Origin of the sequence: Polaribacter glomeratus (assembly GCF_002954665.1) — a bacterium.
Taxonomy (GTDB): Bacteria; Bacteroidota; Bacteroidia; order Flavobacteriales; family Flavobacteriaceae; genus Polaribacter; species Polaribacter glomeratus.
This window is the reverse complement of record NZ_MSCM01000001.1, coordinates 400,759-420,828: the sequence shown is the minus strand read 5'-3', so window position 1 is coordinate 420,828 and position 20,070 is coordinate 400,759. Positions and strand designations below refer to the sequence as shown.

Sequence of the window (20,070 nt, the reverse complement as noted above, 5' to 3'; positions counted from 1 at the left end):
TTAGTTTGTGAAAATAGTTAGTTATTAGGTACAAAAAAAGGTGTTACTTTAAAAAAGTAACACCTAATATATTAACATTTGTTAATCATTTATTTTTTATGTCTAGTTTCCGAAGAAACAGAAATTTTCTTTCTTCCTTTTGCTCTTCTACGAGCTAATACTTTTCTACCATTAGCAGAAGCCATTCTTTCCATGAAACCATGTTTGTTTCTTCTCTTTCTCTTTGATGGTTGGTACGTTCTTTTTGGCATTATCTGTATTTTTAAATATCTTCTTTATTAATTTTATCGCTTAACTTTTCACGTCGTTAAAAGCGTTTGCAAATATACAACTGTTTTTATTTTAGACAAACAGTATTTGAAAAAAAATTAAATTATTTTTTCTTATCACAAAACTACGATTTTTTTAAATGTTTTCCTCTTTTTAATTTGTGATAAAAGCGATAGTTAGTACTTTTGCGCAAACCTAAAATAACCATGCACAACACTAAATATGTTTTTGTAACAGGAGGCGTAACATCATCCTTAGGAAAAGGAATTATTGCAGCTTCTTTAGCTAAACTACTACAAGAGAGAGGTTTTTCTGTAACTATTCAGAAATTAGATCCTTATATTAATATCGATCCAGGTACTTTAAACCCTTATGAACATGGGGAATGTTATGTTACAGATGATGGTGCAGAAACCGATTTAGACTTAGGTCATTATGAGCGTTTTTTAAACATTCCAACAAGTCAAGCAAACAATGTTACTACAGGTAGAATTTATCAATCTGTAATAAATAAGGAACGAAAAGGGGAATTTTTAGGAAAAACCGTGCAAGTTATTCCGCATATTACCGATGAAATTAAGCATAGAATTCAGATTTTAGGTGAAACTGGCGATTATGATATTGTAATTACAGAAATTGGAGGAACTGTTGGTGATATAGAATCGTTGCCTTATGTAGAGTCTGTAAGACAATTACTTTGGGAAAAAGGGCATGAAAATGCTATAGTAATTCACTTAACCTTAATACCTTATTTAGCTGCTGCTGGTGAGTTAAAAACAAAACCTACACAACATTCTGTTAAAATGTTAATGCAAAGTGGGGTAAGTCCAGATATTTTAGTGTGTAGAACAGAACATCAGATTTCTGAGGATATCAAAAGAAAATTAGCCTTGTTTTGTAACGTAAAACAAGAAGATGTAATTCAATCTATTGATGCAGAAACGATTTATGACGTTCCTAATTTAATGTTGGATGAAGGTTTGGATACCGTTGTTTTAAAGAAATTTAACTTAGTATCTAAACAAGAACCTAAATTAACAGTTTGGAATGAATTTTTAAGAAAACATAAAAATCCAAAACATGAAGTAGAAATTGCTTTGATTGGTAAATATATTGAGTTACAAGATTCTTATAAATCTATTACAGAAGCTTTTATTCATGCAGGTTCATCGCACGAAACAAAAGTAAATGTTAGATGGATTCACTCTGAAAGTTTAACCCCAGAAAATTTTGAAGAATTATTAAAAGGCGTAAACGGCGTTTTAGTTGCCCCAGGTTTTGGTGATCGAGGAATTGATGGTAAAATTAAAGCAGTACAATATGCAAGAGAAAATAAAATTCCTTTTTTCGGAATTTGTTTAGGAATGCAAATGGCTGTTATTGAATTTGCTAAAAACGTTTTAGGTTTAGTAGATGCTTTTTCTACAGAAATGAAAAGCGATTGTAAAAACCCTGTTATCAATTTAATGGAAAGTCAAGAAAAGGTAACCGAAAAAGGCGGAACAATGCGTTTGGGTGCTTGGGATTGTACTCTTGTAAAAGGTTCTAGGGCGCATAACGCTTATCAAACAGAAAACATTAGCGAACGTCACAGACATAGATATGAGTTTAATAATGAGTATTTAAATCAAATTGAATTGAAAGGAATGAAAGCAACCGGAACAAACCCTAAAACTGGTTTGGTAGAAGTTGTAGAAATACCAAGTCATCCCTGGTTTGTAGGCGTGCAATACCATCCAGAATATAAAAGTACCGTATTAAAACCGCATCCATTATTTGTGGCTTTTATAAAAGCTGCTTTAAAGCAATCTAACGTTTAAAGTTAAATAGTTGAAGTTTAAAAACGGAACGTAATTTGAACTATTAACTTTATAAACAATAACCGTAGTTAAAACAACTAAAAACAATACTGTTTTGCTACATTTGTCGGTTTTTCATCAAGAATGAAAAACGAAAATGACAAAATGACATTTTAAATTTACACATGGAACAAAAAAAATTCGATTATAATTCTTTTATAGGAATGATTCTTCTTGGAGGAATTATGCTTTGGTATTTTAATACAAATCAGCCAGAAATAGACCCAGAAGAAATTACTACAGAACAAATTATAGATTCTGGTAAAATTGAAACTGAGAAGACAATTACTAAAACGCCTGTTTTAGAAAATGATTCTTTACAGCAAATCGAATATCAAAATAAATTAGGTGCTTTCGCTTTAAGCGCAATGAATGGCGCCGAAGGAACTTCTGTAATTCAAAATAACTTAGTAAAATTAACCATTGATAATAAAGGTGGACAAATTATTGAGACGTTAATTAAGAATTATAAAACGCACGATTCTCTTCCTTTATATATGATAAAAGACAACAACTCGTCTTTTAATATTAATTTCGGAACCACAGATAACAGGATTTTAAACACCAAAGAGTTATTTTTTGAACCTGTTTTAACTAAAAATGGAGAAAATTCTGTATTGTCGATGAAACTAAAAGTTTCTGAATCTCAATATTTAGAGTATAGATATGAAATGAAACCAAAGAAATATATGGTTGATTTTTCTATACGTTCTCAAGGTTTAAGTAATGTTATTAATTCAGCGAATCCAATAAATTTAGATTGGTCATTAAATGGGTATAGACATGAAAAAAGTATTCGTACAGAAAACACGATGTATTCTTACTTTTATTACAAAACCGAAGGCGATGTTGATTACCTAAATGCAGGAAATACAGAGCTTATAAATGATGTAGATTGGGTTGCATATAAGCAGCACTTTTTTACAAGTAATTTATTAACAGATACACCTTTTAACAATGCTACTGTTACTTCTACAGACTTAGTAATAGATGAAAAAATTGACACTGTTTTTACTAAAAAATACGAATTAAAAACACCTTTAGCATTAACTGCGGGTGAATTAAATTATAACATGAAGTGGTTTTACGGCCCAAGTGATTATAATATATTAAAAAAATACGAAGGAACAGATTTAGATGAAACTGCCGATTTAGGTTGGGGAATTTTTGGTTTCTTAAACAGAACAGTTTTTTATCCTGTATTTAATTTCTTACAAGGATATTTATCAAACTTTGGATTAATTATTATTCTAATGACCATTGTTGTTCGATTAATTATGTCTCCTTTAGTTTATAAATCGTACTTATCTAGTGCAAAAATGAAGGTTATTAGACCTGAATTAACAGCGTTAAATGAGAAGTTTCCCGGAAAAGAAAATGCAATGAAGCGTCAGCAAGAAACGATGGCCATTCAGCGTAAAGCCGGTGTAAGTATGATGTCTGGTTGTATACCAGCTTTGTTACAAATGCCAGTATTCTTTGCGTTATTTAAATTCTTTCCAACAAATTTAGCATTACGTCAAGAAAGTTTTTTATGGGCTCCAGATTTATCTTCTTATGATACTATTTTTACATTACCTTTTAGTATTCCTTTTTATGGAGATCACGTAAGTTTATTTCCAATTTTAGCTTCTGTTGCCATTTTCTTTTACATGAAAATGAACCAAAGTCAGCAAGCAAATATGCAAGCACCAACACAAGAAGGAATGCCTGATATGGGTAAAATGATGAAGTACATGATTTACTTCTCTCCTATTATGATGTTGTTTTTCTTTAACAACTATGCAAGTTCTTTAAGTTTATACTACTTTATTTCTAACTTACTTACTATTGCTATTATGTTAGTGATAAAGCATTTTGTAATTGATGAAGAGAAAATTCATGCACAAATAGAAGAAAACAAAAAGCGTCCAGAAAAAGCGAAGAGTAAATTCCGTCAAAGAATTGATTCTGCTATGAAACAAGCGCAAGAGCAACAAGCTCTTCAGAAGAATAAGAAGTAAACAATTAGCAATTAGCTAAAATGAAAATAAAAAAACCAAAACTTAATTGTTTTGGTTTTTTTGTTTTAAAAGAGGCTTTTTCTTGTTGATTTTCTAATTCAAAAAAGTAAATTAGCTAAATGCAATAAAAGAAACTTCTACCTTAGTTAATTCATTATTAAAAGGAACAACATAATAGTTACTAAATTAATTTTACTCTTTAAAAAATGAACATAGAGCTTTTAATTCCTCTTTTAGTAATCTTATTACTTATTATTATTCTCTTGCAGCCGTTTAGATATAAAACAAATTCTAAGACAGAAAGTAAGATTAAGAAAAAGATTGAAAATGAGATTAGAATTAAAATTGTGACTCAAAACATTAAAAACAATCGAGAAATAATACCTAAAATCATATTAAAAAAAGTTACTGAACCGATTGAAAAACCAATAAAAGAAATAGGAAAAAACAAATGGTTACACCCAGAAGATAACTTTGGGAAGATGAAAAAAGGTAAAGTCCATAGTAATTAAAAAAAGAATCACTAGATAGTATGTTTTTAATAGATAAACCATTCGTTTCAGATTTTCTTATTGATACAATAAGGAATAATAATTATAAAATAATTGCAACCAAAGCAGCTAAAGAATTAATAAAAGATGATTCGTTAGCATGGATAGAGGAACAAGAAGCAATCTCCTTATTAAAAAAGGACCTACAAATTACAATTTATAGCAATTCTGAAAATGCCTTGGCTTGGATAGCTCAAAACTTCGGAGAAAGCGAATTATCAGATCAGTTAAAAATATTAAAAAATAAAGTAGCATTTAGAGAACTTATAAAAGAGTTGTTTCCAGGTTTTTATTTCAAACAAGTACATATTGATGAAATTCAAATGTTATCAGATAATGAAATTCGTTTTCCTTTTGTAATTAAACCAGCAATTGGTTTTTTTAGTATTGGAGTTTATATCGTGGAAAATGAAAATGACTGGATAAAAGCCAAAAGTGAGTTACAACCTGAAAAACTTACAAGTATTTTTCCTAAAAATGTATTAAATACAAACAATTTTATTATCGAAGAATTTATTCGGGGAGAAGAATATGCAATCGATTATTATTATGACAATAATGGAAATGCTATTTTGTTAAACGTTTTGCACCATATCTTCTCTTCCGGAAAAGATACAAGTGATAGAGTTTATTCAACATCCAAAGAAATAATTGTTAAGTATAAAGTTGAACTTGAAAGTTTTTTAAGTACAATTGGTAAAAAATTAAATCTTAAAAATTTTCCTGCTCATGCTGAAGTAAGAATCGATGAAAATGGAAAAATACTTCCCATAGAAATAAACCCTTTAAGATTTGGCGGCTTTTGCACAACAGCAGATCTATTAGGAGTTACTTTAGGATTTAATGAATACAAATGCTTCTACGAAAATAAAAAACCAGACTGGGACATTATATTTAAAGGAAAAGAAAATAAAGTATTTAGTGTAATTATTTTGGATAATAACTCGGGCATAATTCCGTCTGATATATTAACATTTAACTACTCAGAACTTGCAAAAGATTTTGAAAACCCTATATTAATTAGAAAATTAGATATCAACAAATATCCTGTATTTGGATTTGTTTTTACAGAAACTTCATCTACTAATAAAAAAGAGTTAAATGATATCCTTATTTCTAATTTGAGAAAATATATAGTATCAAAAGAATAAAAAGCTAATATCGAAAAATGAGTAAAAATTAAATGTTCATTTAAGCTCGCATCATTAAATTTAGATACAAAGTAAAATAGGATTCTGTCTGGTATAAAAGATTCAATCAACTACATATAAGAATTTTTATACTCTTAAAGCATATTAAGAAAGGCTCCTTTTTACTTTAAATCTTCCATAAAACAAAATATATCCATAGCATATAATCGTTAATACAAAAGCAGTTTTAAACCCAAAACCATCAATTAAACTTCCAAACGCAAACGGGATGATTGCGCCACCAACAATTGCCATGCATAACAAACCAGAAGCTTGTGCTTTTAAATCGCCAAGACCTTCTAAACTCAACGTAAAAATTGTTGGAAACATAATGGAGTTGAATAAACCAACTGCTAAAATAGACCACATAGAAAGTAAACCTGTTGTATTTATTGAGATTAAAATCATTGCAATTGCTAAACTTGCAAATATTGCTAGTACTTTTCCTGGAGCAATAATTTTAGTTAAATACGCGCCAACAAATCGGCCTATCATTGCGCCTCCCCAATAAAAGATTACAAAAATACCGAGTAATGATTTGGGATCGGAACCTGAGAATGTTTTATTAAAAGTACTTGCAATTGTGTTTGCAATGTTCATCATCGTTTCATTTTGTGAAACGATAACAGCTAGATTCATATCTTCAAAATAATTGACTAAAAAACTACCAATTGCCACTTCTGCACCAACATAAACGAAGATTCCTAAAGCGCCCATTAACATCAACTTGTTTTTTAATAAGGTAAAATATCCACCTTTCGGACTTTCTTGCATTACTTTTGGTAATTTTATAAATGCAAAAACGAGTGCTAAAATAGCGATTGAAAAAGCAATCAATAAAAATGGAGTTTGTACAGTTGATGCTTCAGCGATATAATAATTTGATTTTTCTATTTCACTTAGAAACGATATTTCTTCGGATGTTTTTACAGAATCACTTAATAAAAATAAAGCGCCAACAACAGGCGCAATTGTAGTTCCTAAAGAATTAAATGCTTGCGATAAATTTAAACGACTACTTGCACCATCTTCACTTCCTAATAAAGCAACATACGGATTTGCAGCTACTTGAAGAACTGTAATTCCGCCTGCAAGTGTAAAATAACCGATTAAGAAAATAGAAAATTCTCTATATGCTGCTGCTGGATAAAATAATAAACAGCCTAAAGCCATGGTTAATAAACCTAAAACAATTCCTTTTTTGTAACCAATTTTTGATAAAAGATATCCTGACGGTAATGAAAAAACAAAGAATGCCACAAAAAAAGCAAACTGTACCAAGACAGTTTTTGCGAATGACATTTCAAAAACATCCTTTAATCTTGGTACTAAACTATCTACCAAAACGGTAATAAATCCCCAAAGAAAAAATAATGTTGTTAAAAATATAAAAGCACTTTTATAAGATTTATTAGTTGCTGTTGTTGACATATTTGTAGTTTATTAAAATAATCTCAATTTATATTCGTTTTTTTATTACAATTTTTATGGTTTAGCTCTTAAACAAAGAAAAAATTCTAGCAATTAATATGGTTAATAAATAAGTTTAGCCCTGATTGAAACAACATCCTTTTTTATTTTTCATAAAAAAGATAGCGTGGAAAGCAGGAAATAGCTTCAAAAATTTATACTTTATTAAAATAATCTGATTTTATATTTTTATTTTCTCCGTCTTTAAAAATAGAATAATTAAACCATTCGTGAATGGAAAAAGCACCTATTTCTCCTTGTTTATTTATTGCAATATAACCTACTTGAAAGTCTTTAAAATCTTTTCCGGGCTTGTTTACAATTCTTCCAATAGCCTCTTCACAAGCTTCTTGCGGACTTTTTCCTTGGCGCATTAACTCTACAATTAAAAAACTACCCACCGTTTTTAAAACTTCTTCTCCTAAACCGGTTGCAGATGCGCCACCGATTTCGTTATCAACAAATAAACCACCACCAATAATTGGAGAATCGCCTATTCTACCAGCCATTTTAAAGGCCAATCCGCTTGTGGTACAAGCGCCAGAAATATCACCATTTTGGTCAATTGCTAACATACCAATAGTATCATGATTTTCAATATTAATAATTGGTTTATATTCGGATTTCACTTTCCAAGCTTCCCAAGCTTTTTTGGCTTTTTCTGTTAGCAAATTTTCTCTTTTGAAACCTTTAGAAACGGCAAATTGCTCTGCACCTTCTGCAACCAACATTGCATGTGGCGTATCTTCCATAACTTTTCTAGCTACAGAAATTACATGCATAATATTTTCAACACCTAAAACAGCACCATAATTTCCTTTCTCATCCATGATGCAAGCATCTAAAGTTACGTTTCCGTCGCTGTCTGGCAAACCGCCTTTACCTACAGATTGCCCGTCTTCATTGGCTTCTTCAACTCTACATCCTTGTTCTACAGCATCTAATGCAGTTCCTCCATTTTGTAAAATTTTTGCAGCAGTTTCAACTGCTAAAAGGGCGTTCCAAGTTGCAATTACGATAGGTTTAGTTAGTTTTAAAATAGGGATTATAGCTGCTTTTTTATCTGCTGGTGTAACATCACAACTTATAAATGTTGATGAAACGGTAAGTATTCCTAAACTTGTAGCAGCTGCGTTTTTAATGAAATTTCTTCTTTTCATTTTATTTATTTTACCTGAATTTCATCAACAAACAACCAACTTCTTCCTTCATCTTTAGCTCCTAAATGCCATTCTGGAAGTTTGCCTACATTTTTTGCAATGATTTTTATGTATCTAAATGTACCATTAATTTTATTGAATTTCACATTCCTAATTTCAACTTTATCAGATTCAATAATAGTATATTTTTTTGATTCTTTTTCTAAATTTACAAATGTTTTTAAGTCTTTAGAAAACAAAAAAAGTACTTCCGTAGGATAAAAAATCCAACTTCTTTGGTCTTGTAAAAATCCAACAGAAACTTCATTTAAACTTTTTAAACTTCCCAAGTCTACAATTGCTTCTAAATCTGTGTCCGAATACCCTTGCCAAGTGCCTGTTCTAAAATCTGCAGACCCAACAATGCCGTCTATAAGTGCATTTTTCCCTCCTGCATTGTACTGATTTGCATATTTAGTTTTTAAACTGATAGTTCTATTTGGATCTATTTTATAAAAATCGGTTGTTATAATGGCACTTTTTGTTTCATTCTTTTGAGAATAAACAGAAAGATGTATTTGCTTATCAATAATAAAAGGTTTTACAAATTTTTTAAACCCTCCATTATACCCTATTCTATAAAAAATAGCAGCCTCTTTATCAGCATTTTCTAAAGTGACTTCTGTACTTTCTCTAAAAGCAATTTCTCCTTTAGCAATAAAAGGCGCTGCAACAATTAAATGTTCCTCAATAGATATTTTAGGAATATTTTTATCTGCAGTTCCCCAATTTGACGGTTTATTTGTCATCTCAAAAACCAAACTTCCTCCGTTTACAATATCTTGATGATTGATAAAAGAATACTCATAATTTTCTCCATTCAATTTTACAGATTCAATGTATTTATTTTCTTGGGATTGATTATTTGCTTGAACAATAAACGATTTACCATTTTCTAAATTGATGGTTGCTTTGTTAAAAAGCGGACTTCCAATAATATATTTATTTGAACCTGGCGTAACGGGATAAAATCCTAAAGAAGAAAAAACATACCAAGCGCTCATTTGCCCGCAATCTTCGTTACCGGATATTCCGTCTGGAGTATTTGTATACAATTCCGTTAAAATCTGACGAATTTTCTCTTGCGTTTTAAATGGTTTATTTACAAAATTATACAAATAGGCTATGTGATGACTTGGCTCGTTGCCATGCGCATATTGCCCAATTAAACCCGTAATATCAACCTGATGACTTCCTGAAGTTTTGTTTGTTGCAGTAAATAATTTATCCAATTGATGTTCTAATTGTTCTTTTCCACCCATCAATTTTATAAAACCCGAAATATCTTGTGGAACGTAAAAACTATACTGCCAAGAATTGGCTTCTGTATAATTAAAATTTACTTCATAAGGATCAAAAGGTGCAAACCATTTGTTTCTAAAACGACCTCTCATAAATTGAGTAGAAGGATCGAAAACATTTTTATAATATTGTGCTCTTTCTGAGTAGGTTTTATAATCATCTTCCTTTCCTAAAGATTTTGCCATTTGTGCTATTGCCCAATCATCATAAGCATATTCTAAGGTTTTAGAAACCGATTCAGACTCATTTTCAACCGGAATAAATTGCATTTTTTTATAGAAGTCTAACCCTAATTTATCTCTAGTTGCCGAGTGTTTCATCGCAATAAAAGCTTTTTCAATATCATACTTTCTGAGGCCTTTTAAATAGGCATCTGCAATTACAGATACAGCATGATACCCAATCATACAACCAGTATAATTTGCCGATAAATCCCAAATTGGCATTATACCGCCTTCATCATATTTTGCTAAAAAAGTATTGATAAAATCGTTGGTTTTCTCTTGTTCAATTATAGTGTATAATGGATGTGCAGCTCTATAAGTATCCCATAATGAAAACACTGTGTAATATTCAAAATCTGTTGTTTCATGAACTTTAAAATCCATTCCTCTATATCTACCATCAACATCTTGATATAAATTTGGTGCATTCATTGTATGATATAATGAGGTATAAAAATTTACTTTATTATCTTTATTTTTATCTTCTAAAACAATTTTATTGAGTTGCTTTTCCCAAGTTTCTTGTGCTTCTTTTTTAGTTTCATCAAAAGATTTAGCACCTATTTCTTGTTCCAAATTTTTCTTTGCACCTTCAATATCAACCGCAGAAATACCGATTTTAATAATAATTGGTTCGTTATTAGGGTTGATAAATTTTAATGCAATTTTTTGACCTCCTGGCATTCCTTCTTTTGGTGCAGATTGTAACACATCTATAAAAGGGTGTGATGTTTTAATACTAAAAAATAAACGTTGGTCTTTTGCCCAAGCTTCAGAAAAACGAAATCCAGCAAGTTCAGTATCCGAAATTCTTTCAATTTTAGCAGCTAAAACTTTATCTCTGTGCACTAAATCTAAAATTACAAATTGATTTTCTGAAAACGGAAAATTGTATCTGTGCATTCCGCTTCTTTTAGAAACCGTCAACTCAACATCAATATTAGTATCGTCTAAATGCACTTTATAAAAACCAGGTTCTGCAACTTCTTTATCATGAGAAAATCTAGATTTATAGCCTTCATTACCATCAGCACCATTATTAAAAACCTGCTTATTTGTTGGCATTAATAAAATATCTCCATAATCAGAAATTCCTGTTCCGCTTAAATGAGTATGCGAAAATCCGTAAATTTCTGCATCAGAATAATGATAACCAGAACAACCATCCCAACCTTCTAAACGTGTATCCGGACTTAATTGCATCATTCCGAATGGCATTGTTGCTCCCGGATACGTATGTCCATGACCACCAGTTCCAATAAACGTATTTACATAAGAAATTAAGCTAGTATCACTTTTTGCGTTTAAAATTTCAGGATGCAAATCACAAGAAATTATTACGAATGCGACAATAAAAAAAGAGAAAAATTGTAGTTTCATTAAAATATCATCTAAAATTCTACTCAAATATAACAGAAAATGAATTTTCAACATTATATAATCAATATTATTATTATTTTTTCTTCGGATGTTTACTAAGAAATTTAAAACCTGTAAAGAAGATAGTCTTCAAAAAACTAGTTTCTTAAAGAAATGAAGAAAATTTTAATCATCGTTCTTAACCTAATTTCAGATTAAAAATTCAGCCATTTTACAAACTAATTTAAATAGCATATTACTAAACACACATCTTTTAAAATCTCAAAAAAAAGTCAAAGAAAATTTTAGAATAAATAACAATTAAAACTCCTTTTTTATTTAAAAAAAAATAATGATTTTTTATTATACTTATGACAGCTTTTAAAATAACAAAATAACCGTTCAACTATGTAAAAAAGAGTTTAACAGAATTTTCTCCTAAGTTTATAATACTTATAAATCTATCGATAATCAAAGTGTAAAAACCTTAATAACATTTTCAAAACGATTATCTTTCGAGATTATTGGCGCTTTTAATTTTGTTTTAAATTCAATGAAAACTTTAAAAAATTTTGATAGAAATTGAAGCAGATAAAATTTTAAGTCATGGCTTACTGAAAAAGCTATAGATTAGTATTAAAATTATAAAAAATGCTTAAAATAAATTGATAAACTTACCAAGAACTGTTCCTAATTATACAAATAAACGGCTGTTTAAAGTAGCACAATTTAAAAAATACTCGTGCTTTAACATCAAAAAAAAACAACTACAAAACCCTGCTTTCTTAAGTATGAATAATCAAATATTTGCTGATGTTTCAAGAATCGAAGAAGTTTTAAATAGAATAAAAATGCGTAAATTTTTAATGCTATTAACCTTGGTTTTAATCTGGAACTGTACCTCGAAAAGAGATCTACCTTTTCATATTCCTGTTGATAAAAATTGGCAATTTAAAGGAAGTGACACCTTAGATTGGCACTCTGCTTCTGTTCCTGGAAATGTAATGACCGATTTATTAGATCATAAAATTATCGAAGATCCTTTCATTAAAATGAATGAAGAAAAAGTACAATGGGTTGCTACTAAAAGTTGGGAATACAAAACTAATTTTTCATTAAATGACAGTGTTTTAAGAAAAGAAAATATCCATTTAAACTTTGAAGGTTTAGACACCTACGCAACCATTTTCTTAAACGACTCTTTACTTGGCACAAGTAATAATGCTTTTAAAACCTTTAATTTTGACATCAAAAAACTTGCAAAAGAACAGAATGAACTTTACATCTTTTTTACAAATACAGATGTAAAGGAAGCTGTTTTAGAAAGCAAGAACCCATATAAATTACCAGAAGGGCGAAGAATTTTTACAAGAAAAGCACAGTTTCAATATGGCTGGGATTGGGGACCAAAACTAAATACATCGGGTATTTGGAAAGATGTTTCGATACAAGCTTGGAGTGACTTTAAATTTGATGATATTTTTATCCGTCAAAAAAAGCTGACTGCTAAAAAAGTAAAACTTGTTGCAGAAATCGTTATTACCTGCGATTTGGTTTTAGAAATAAATGAAACAATACCAGCTGAAGTAAAAGTAACTATTGATGAAAAAGAATTTATCCGAATTATTGACATCAAAAAAGGGACTCATACCTATAAAGTTCCCTTAGAAATTAAAGATCCAAAATTGTGGTGGACGCATAATTTAGGAAATCCGTATTTGTATAATTTTAATTTCCAATTAACTTCTGAAGGTCAATTAAAGGATGAAAAAACGATAAAAAAAGGTATTCGAACGATTAAATTAATCAGCAAAAAAGACAAAATTGGTCAATCTTTTTATTTTGAATTAAACGGAAAACCTGTTTACGCAAAAGGTGCAAATTATATTCCACAAAACAGCTTTCAGAATAAAGTGACAGATGCTCATTATCAAAAATTATTATCTGATGTTGTTGACTCTAACATGAATATGTTACGAGTTTGGGGTGGAGGAATTTATGAAAATGATATTTTTTATGACCTTTGCGATGAAAAAGGAATTTTAGTTTGGCAAGATTTTATGTTTGCTTGCGCCATGTATCCTGGTGATGCTGCTTTTTTAGAGAACATCAAAGGCGAAGCTGAACAACAGGTAAAAAGATTAAGAAACCATACTTCTATAGCTTTGTGGTGCGGAAATAACGAAAATTCTGAAGCTTGGGATCGTTGGGGATGGCAAGCTGGTAGAGGCAAAAAAGAAAAAAAAGAAATCTGGGATGATTATTTAATGGTATTTGATAATATTTTACCCAAAATAGTTTCAAAACTTAGTCAAACCGATTACTGGGAAACTTCACCAAAATATGGAAGAGGAAATCCTTTGTACGAGTTTGAAGGTGACGCACATGATTGGTGGGTTTGGCATGATGAATATCATTTTGAATATTTAGAAAAGAGAGTTCCTCGATTTATGAGCGAGTTTGGTTTTCAAGCATTACCGAGTTTTGAAACTTTGAAATACATCAATCAAAATGATACGATTAACCTAAAAACAGCTGCTGTAATTGCACATCAAAAACACATTAAGGGCTTTAGATTGATTGAAGAATACATGGTTCGTGATTACAAAAAACCATCGAATGACGAAGATTATGTGTATGTAAGTCAGTTATTACAAGCAAAAGGAATTGTAATGGGAATAGAAGCCCACAGAAGAGCTAAACCAAAAAATATGGGAACATTATATTGGCAATTAAACGATTGTTGGCCCGCAATTTCTTGGTCTAGCATTGATTATTTTGGAAACTGGAAAGCCTTAAATTACAAAGCTAAGAAAGCTTTTGAAAACGTTTTAATTTCATCTATAGCAGAAAAAAATGAGGTAAAAACATTTATTATAAATGATACTTTTGATACTATTAAGGGAAATTTAAAAATAAAAATAATTGACTTTTACGGAAAAGAAATTAAAACTGATTCTTTACAAATTGAAGTTTTAGAGGATAGCAGTAAAGAATATTACAATCTTTCTTTAAAAAGTATTGATAAAAAAACAACGGTTTTAGTTACTGAATTTAACAATGCAAGATCGTATTTCTATTTTACAAAACCAAAAGAGCTCATCTTACCAAAAGGAGAAATTGAAAAAGATATAATTAAAACAGCAAATGGTTTTTCAATTACCATTAAAAGCTCGGTTTTACAAAAAGAGGTATTTCTATTTACAGATGAAAAAGGTCATTTTTCTGATAACTTTTTTGATTTATTACCAAATGAAACGAAGACTATTTTCTTTGAGACTATCGCTACTTCTCTAGATGATTTACAATTAAAAACGTTGAATGAGATTTAACAAACTACCTTTTTTTCTAAAAATGCATTTTTTGGAAGGGATAGTAAAAGAAACTTATTAATAAACATCTCGTTTCAATTTCGATAAAAATTCAAAATTACTCGCTGTGACATTGACTAATGGTTATTCATTTTTATTAAAAATCCACGATTCTAAAAAACCCAGTCCATATCCTAAAAATTGGGTAAAGGAAGTTATTATACTTAAAAAAGCAACACGTACATTTTTATTCTGATACAAAGAATCTAAGAAAATTAGTAAGAAATAAAATCCGTAGAAATACAAGAATTCATTGAAACCGATAGCAGCTAAAATAATACTAAATGAAATTCCTAGAATATATAAACTAGGAAACCAATAGGTTATTTTTGCAGATCCGGGATAGCGCTTGTTTAATTTTGGTCTTCCTGCTCCAAATGCAAAAGTCTGTTTAAAAAATTGAGGAATACTACTTCTGCGTTTGTGATATACAAACGCCTTTTCTAGAAGCTGTGTTTCGAATCCGTTTTGCCATAAACGAAACGTTAAATCGATATCTTCTCCTATTTTTAAATCTGAGAAGCCTTTTGTTATCGCAAAAGCTTTTTGCGACAATCCAAAATTAAAACTTCTTGGTTGAAATTTGCCAACAGCTTGCTTTTTACCCCGAATTCCACCTGTTGTTAGCACAGAAGTCATAGCATAATTAATTGCTTTTTGAAGCGCTGTAAAGCTTTTATGCGCAGCGTCTGGACCGCCAAAAGCATCTGTGTAATTCTCTTCTAATACTTTTTTTACTTCGGATAAGTATTGAGTTGGAACCAGCACATCCGAATCTAAAATAATAAAATAATTTCCTGAAGCTTGTTGCATTCCGAAATTACGGGTTGCTCCTGCTCCGCTATTTTCTTTAAAAAAGTATTTTAAAGTAAGTTGATTTTTATATTTCTCAACAATAGTATCGCTCTTTTGAGTTGATCCATCTTCTATAATTAAAACTTCAAAATCAGTAGTAAAATCTTGTTTTGCAAGACTTTCTAACAACTCGTCAATTTCATTTGGACGATTGTAAACTGGAATGATGATAGAGAAGGATAATTTCAATATTTAGGATGTTAAAACAGAAAATAGAATTTCATTTCCGTTGATTTCAAAACGAACTTCATTGTATTTTTCTTCTTTAAAATTTTCGGCTTCTTCAACAGATATGTTATAATCTATTTTAGTTATCGACTTTTGTACGGAATTTGAAAAGTCTGATTCAATTTTATTTTCATCAGATTCTAGTTTTAATTTCTCACTTCCGTTACTAAAAGTAAGTATTGTTCCTTTTTTACTTTTCAAATCGGTAGCACTTACCATAATTGTTTCTAAAATTAGAAACCCTCCTAATTCGTTTACTCTCAAATATAAATCGCCATACTTAGATGCTGCGAATTTATTGATTCCCACATTTTTTATATTCTCTTCAATTTGAATGTCTACCTCTGTTCGCTCCATCAAATTAAACGTTTCTGATGACGTAAATACTTTGTCCATTTTCTTGAAAAAACCCATGTATAAAAATTAAATTAGATAGTAAATATATAAAAATGAATAGGAACAAAAAATGCAAATCAAAATTGATTTGCATTTTTTAAAAGTTGTTAAAAAACTAGTAGCTTTTAACTTTCTAAAAGCTCGTAAATAAACCTAGCCCTGATTGAAACGGCATCCTTTTTATTTTTATAAAAAGATATAGTGAAAAGCAGGAAATAGCTTCAAAAAAAAATTATGTATTATTTTATTCTTCGCCCATAAATTTATCCATTACTGGATCGCTAACGCCCATGTTTGAGAATCCGCCATCATGAAATAAATTTTGCAAAGTTACTTTCTTCGTTAAATCTGAAAACAAAGTCATTGTATAATCTGCACATTCTAAAGCTGTTGCATTTCCTAACGGACTCATTTTTTCTGCATATTCTATAAATCCGCCAAAACCTTTAACGCCACTTCCTGCAGTTGTTGGTGTTGGAGATTGAGAAATTGTATTTACTCTAACTTTGTGGTCTCTACCAAAGAAATACCCAAAACTACGCGCAATACTTTCTAAATACGCTTTATTATCTGCCATGTCGTTGTAATCTGGAAACACTCTTTGTGCAGCCATATATGTTAACGCAACGATAGAACCCCACTCGCTCATGGCATTTTTGTTGTATAAAACATTCATTACTTTATGAAAAGAAACTGCAGAAATATCCCATCCTTTTGTAGTAAAATCGTAGTTAGAATCTGTATAATGTTTCCCTTTTCTAACGTTTACAGACATCCCTATAGAGTGTAAAACGAAATCTATTTTTCCGCCTAAAATTTCCATAGATTTTTCAACTAAGTTGTTTAAATCGTCCATAGAAGTTGCATCTGCTCCAATAATTTGAGAACCTGTTTTTTCTGCTAATGAATTTAATTCTCCCATTCTTAAAGCGATTGGTGCGTTTGATAACACAAAAGTCGCGCCTTCTTCATGCGCTCTTTCTGCTACTTTCCAAGCAATTGATTGCTCGTTTAACGCTCCAAAAATAATTCCTCTTTTACCTTTTAATAAATTATATGACATATCTGTATGTTATTAGTATTTAGTTTTTGGTTGTTTGTATTAATTATTTGTAATATTATATGGCAAATATAAACTTAATTTAATAACTCTTTTGCGTGGGTAAGTGCCGATGCCGAAATGTCTTTTCCGCTTAACATTTCTGCAATTTCAACAATTCGTTCTTCAGTTGATAACTGTTTTAAATTTGTTGTGGTTACGCTATTTATTTCTTCTTTATAAACTTTATAATGATTGATGCCTTTTGCCGCAATTTGTGGTAAATGAGTAATCGCAATTACTTGCATGTGTTTGCCCATTTCTTGCATAATTGCTGCAATTTTATTAGAAACTTCACCAGAAACTCCGGTGTCAATTTCATCAAAAATAATGGTTGGTAATTGTGTGTTTTCTGATAAAACTTTCTTTACCGCTAACATAATTCTTGACAATTCTCCACCAGAAGCTACTTTTTTAAGTTCACCAAAATTACCACCTTTATTAGCCGAAAACAGAAATTCTAGTTCGTCTTTCCCGTTTGAAAAATAATTTTTTGTGTCTATTATTTTGATTGAAAAACGAGCATTTTCCATTCCTAAATCTGATAATAAATTTTCTAATTCATCTTTTAAATTAGGAATTACACTTTTTCTAGCATCCGAAATTTTTAAAGCAATGGCATCTAATTTTTCTGATACTTCTGCTATTTCTTTTTTCTTTTTATCGATAATACTGCTCGCATTTTCTACTTGCCCTACTTTATCTGATAAATCTTCTAGCACCTGTAACAATTCTTTAATAGAATTTACCGCATGTTTTTTTTGTAAATTATAAATTACTTGCAATCGATCATTGATTTCTTCTGCTTCATTTGGATTGAATTCAACGTTTTCATTCGCTGTTTCTAATTCGCCAACGATATCATCAATTTCTATTTTTACGCTTGTTATTCTTTCTGATATTTCTTGATATTCTTTTGAATACGAAGCAATTCTAAACAGCCTATTTTCTAGTGTGTGTAATAAATCTTGAATTCCGATTTGTTCATTTGAAGAAATTTCTAAAGCTTCGGATAAATTGAGTTTTATATCTTCTATATTATTTAATTTCTCTAGTTTTTCTTCATGATCTTCTTGTTCATCAACTTGCAACTTGGCTTGTTCTAACTCATTAAATAAATGCAAGTTATATTCATATTGCAAATTGATTTCTTTTTGAGTTTTCTCAAGACTCTCTAATTCTTTATGAAGCTTATTAAGTTGGTGCACGCCTCGTTTATAAGAACCCACTTTTGCCGTGTTTTTAGCTAAAGCGTCTAAAACCGTAAATTGAAAACTTGTATCTGATAATTGCATCGTTTGATGCTGAGAATGCACATCTATTAACTTAGACTTTAACTCATTTAAAACCGTTAACGTTACAGGAGTGTCATTTACAAAAGCACGAGATTTACCAGAAGGCAAAATTTCACGTCTTAAAATAGTGATATCTTCATAATCTAACGCTACTTCTTCAAAAAATTCTTTTAAATTGTAATTAGAAATAGCAACTTTAGCCTCTACAATACATTTTGTTGAAGTATCTTTTAAAGAAGATAAATCTGCTCTGTTACCTAGAACCAAGCCTAAGGCTCCTAAAAGTATCGATTTACCTGCACCAGTTTCACCAGTAATAATTGATAAACCAGAAGAAAAATCAATAGATAAATGATTGATTAATGCGTAGTTATGTATGGATAATTGTGTGAGCAAGTTGACTAAATTTTAGACCCTAAAATTAGTGAATTATTTTCAAAAAAAATAAAGAAAATACTATTCAATATTTCTCCATTTCGAGTTATTATTAGGAGAAATATTTCTTAACGAAGTTGTTAAACGATCGGCATTTTTTGTTTTTGGTCCATCAGAATAAATACTTACAATTTCATCTGCTTTTGCATCAAAAAACATTCGTATTAAGAAATTACCAACGGTTTTATTGTAAATATTTTCTATTGATAAAACAGCATCTTCAACGGCTTGTTTTCCAAAATCTTTGTTATTTGCAAAATTATCTAATCCTTTTATATGATAATCATACATTGCATTTCTATACGTTTTTAGTTTCGATGACAACAAATTGTCTATCAATAAAAAACGATTTTGTTTGCCAACCACATTTTGCCAAGAAGACAAACCACTTTGCTGTGCTTGTAACATTACGTTTTGCGCTTCTTTTAATTCGGTTTCTCCACCAAATTCAGAAAAGGTATCCGCATCAACGCCTATAATTGTGTACGCATAAAAAACAATCGTAGAAATTAAATTACTCTCAAAAGCATTTTTATTATAGATTAAAGGATCAAATTCATTGTATTTAAACGTAAAATCATTGTCCTTTAAATTTAGCACAGGCGTTCCATAACTAGAACCATAAACAGGTCTTGAAGATTGTACCTGTAAAGTTGCAGTAAACGTATTGTCTTCTCTAGCAGTTACAATAATTGTCATTGCACAATCTATTCTTTCTTCGGTTTTAACGTTTCTACCAGTCCATTTAGTTTGATTTATAAACTCTGTTAATTGCTTTTGTAGCGTTGTAAATACTTGACGATTAGATCCTGCTATTTGATCAAAATTAACAGTTACCAAACAATTTAATTCCTGAGAATTTAAACTGATTGTTGAAACAAGTAATGCAAAAAGAAAAACGAGTTTACGCATCATACTATATATTAGGTTTTAGGTTTTTTTGAATCAAGATTCTAAATTAAAA

The 20,070-nt window shown here is 30.0% G+C and carries 14 protein-coding genes; 5 read left to right on the top strand and 9 right to left on the bottom strand.

Annotated elements, in window-relative coordinates:
• Positions 1-89: 89 nt before the first annotated feature.
• Entirely contained in the window at positions 90-251 is a 162-nt protein-coding gene (gene rpmH / locus BTO16_RS01755; protein WP_026775082.1) for a 50S ribosomal protein L34, read from the bottom strand.
• A gap of 225 nt (positions 252-476) precedes the next feature.
• Here rpmH and BTO16_RS01750 point away from each other — a divergent pair, with 225 nt between their 5' ends.
• The 4 genes from BTO16_RS01750 to BTO16_RS01735 all read left to right on the top strand — a co-directional run bounded on the left by BTO16_RS01750 (position 477) and on the right by BTO16_RS01735 (position 5,834).
• The gene (locus BTO16_RS01750; RefSeq protein ID WP_105019953.1) at positions 477-2,090 is read left to right on the top strand and encodes a CTP synthase; all 1,614 of its coding nucleotides are present in this window, start codon (positions 477-479) and stop codon (positions 2,088-2,090) included.
• Between the two features lie 164 nt (positions 2,091-2,254).
• Positions 2,255-4,132: a membrane protein insertase YidC gene (yidC, locus tag BTO16_RS01745; RefSeq protein ID WP_105019952.1), complete on the top strand. Its 1,878-nt coding sequence runs from the start codon at positions 2,255-2,257 to the stop codon at positions 4,130-4,132.
• 206 nt (positions 4,133-4,338) lie between these two features.
• Complete coding sequence (locus BTO16_RS01740; RefSeq protein WP_105019951.1) at positions 4,339-4,644, top strand: hypothetical protein; 306 nt, start codon at positions 4,339-4,341, stop codon at positions 4,642-4,644.
• A gap of 20 nt (positions 4,645-4,664) precedes the next feature.
• On the top strand, positions 4,665-5,834 hold the full coding sequence (locus BTO16_RS01735; RefSeq protein WP_105019950.1) for an ATP-grasp domain-containing protein: 1,170 nt from the start codon (positions 4,665-4,667) through the stop codon (positions 5,832-5,834).
• Positions 5,835-5,978: 144 nt separating this feature from the next.
• Here the strand turns inward: BTO16_RS01735 and BTO16_RS01730 are convergent, their stop codons facing one another.
• The 3 genes from BTO16_RS01730 to BTO16_RS01720 form a co-directional block, all read right to left on the bottom strand.
• Entirely contained in the window at positions 5,979-7,304 is a 1,326-nt protein-coding gene (locus BTO16_RS01730) for a sugar MFS transporter (RefSeq protein ID WP_105019949.1), read from the bottom strand.
• A 194-nt stretch (positions 7,305-7,498) separates the two neighbouring features.
• Positions 7,499-8,503, bottom strand: coding sequence for an isoaspartyl peptidase/L-asparaginase family protein (locus BTO16_RS01725; RefSeq protein ID WP_105019948.1), 1,005 nt, complete (start codon positions 8,501-8,503; stop codon positions 7,499-7,501).
• 5 nt (positions 8,504-8,508) lie between these two features.
• Positions 8,509-11,448, bottom strand: a complete 2,940-nt coding sequence (locus tag BTO16_RS01720) for a GH92 family glycosyl hydrolase (protein WP_105019947.1) — start codon at positions 11,446-11,448, stop codon at positions 8,509-8,511.
• A 770-nt stretch (positions 11,449-12,218) separates the two neighbouring features.
• Between BTO16_RS01720 and BTO16_RS01715 the strand changes: the two genes are divergently transcribed.
• Positions 12,219-14,759 carry a beta-mannosidase gene (locus tag BTO16_RS01715; RefSeq protein ID WP_245891931.1) on the top strand — a complete coding sequence of 847 codons (2,541 nt, stop codon included), beginning with the start codon at positions 12,219-12,221 and terminating at the stop codon, positions 14,757-14,759.
• Between the two features lie 123 nt (positions 14,760-14,882).
• Here the strand turns inward: BTO16_RS01715 and BTO16_RS01710 are convergent, their stop codons facing one another.
• From BTO16_RS01710 to porD, 5 genes are all read right to left on the bottom strand, one after another.
• Positions 14,883-15,842 (bottom strand): glycosyltransferase, encoded by a 960-nt coding sequence (locus BTO16_RS01710; protein WP_105019946.1) that lies wholly within the window; start codon positions 15,840-15,842, stop codon positions 14,883-14,885.
• Positions 15,843-15,845: 3 nt separating this feature from the next.
• Positions 15,846-16,277 carry a hypothetical protein gene (locus BTO16_RS01705; protein WP_245891929.1) on the bottom strand — a complete coding sequence of 144 codons (432 nt, stop codon included), beginning with the start codon at positions 16,275-16,277 and terminating at the stop codon, positions 15,846-15,848.
• A gap of 244 nt (positions 16,278-16,521) precedes the next feature.
• Positions 16,522-17,340 carry an enoyl-ACP reductase FabI gene (locus BTO16_RS01700; protein WP_105019944.1) on the bottom strand — a complete coding sequence of 273 codons (819 nt, stop codon included), beginning with the start codon at positions 17,338-17,340 and terminating at the stop codon, positions 16,522-16,524.
• Between the two features lie 74 nt (positions 17,341-17,414).
• Complete coding sequence (recN, locus tag BTO16_RS01695) at positions 17,415-19,067, bottom strand: DNA repair protein RecN (protein ID WP_105019943.1); 1,653 nt, start codon at positions 19,065-19,067, stop codon at positions 17,415-17,417.
• Between the two features lie 60 nt (positions 19,068-19,127).
• Positions 19,128-20,021 (bottom strand): type IX secretion system protein PorD, encoded by an 894-nt coding sequence (porD, locus tag BTO16_RS01690; RefSeq protein WP_245891927.1) that lies wholly within the window; start codon positions 20,019-20,021, stop codon positions 19,128-19,130.
• Positions 20,022-20,070 lie beyond the last annotated feature (49 nt).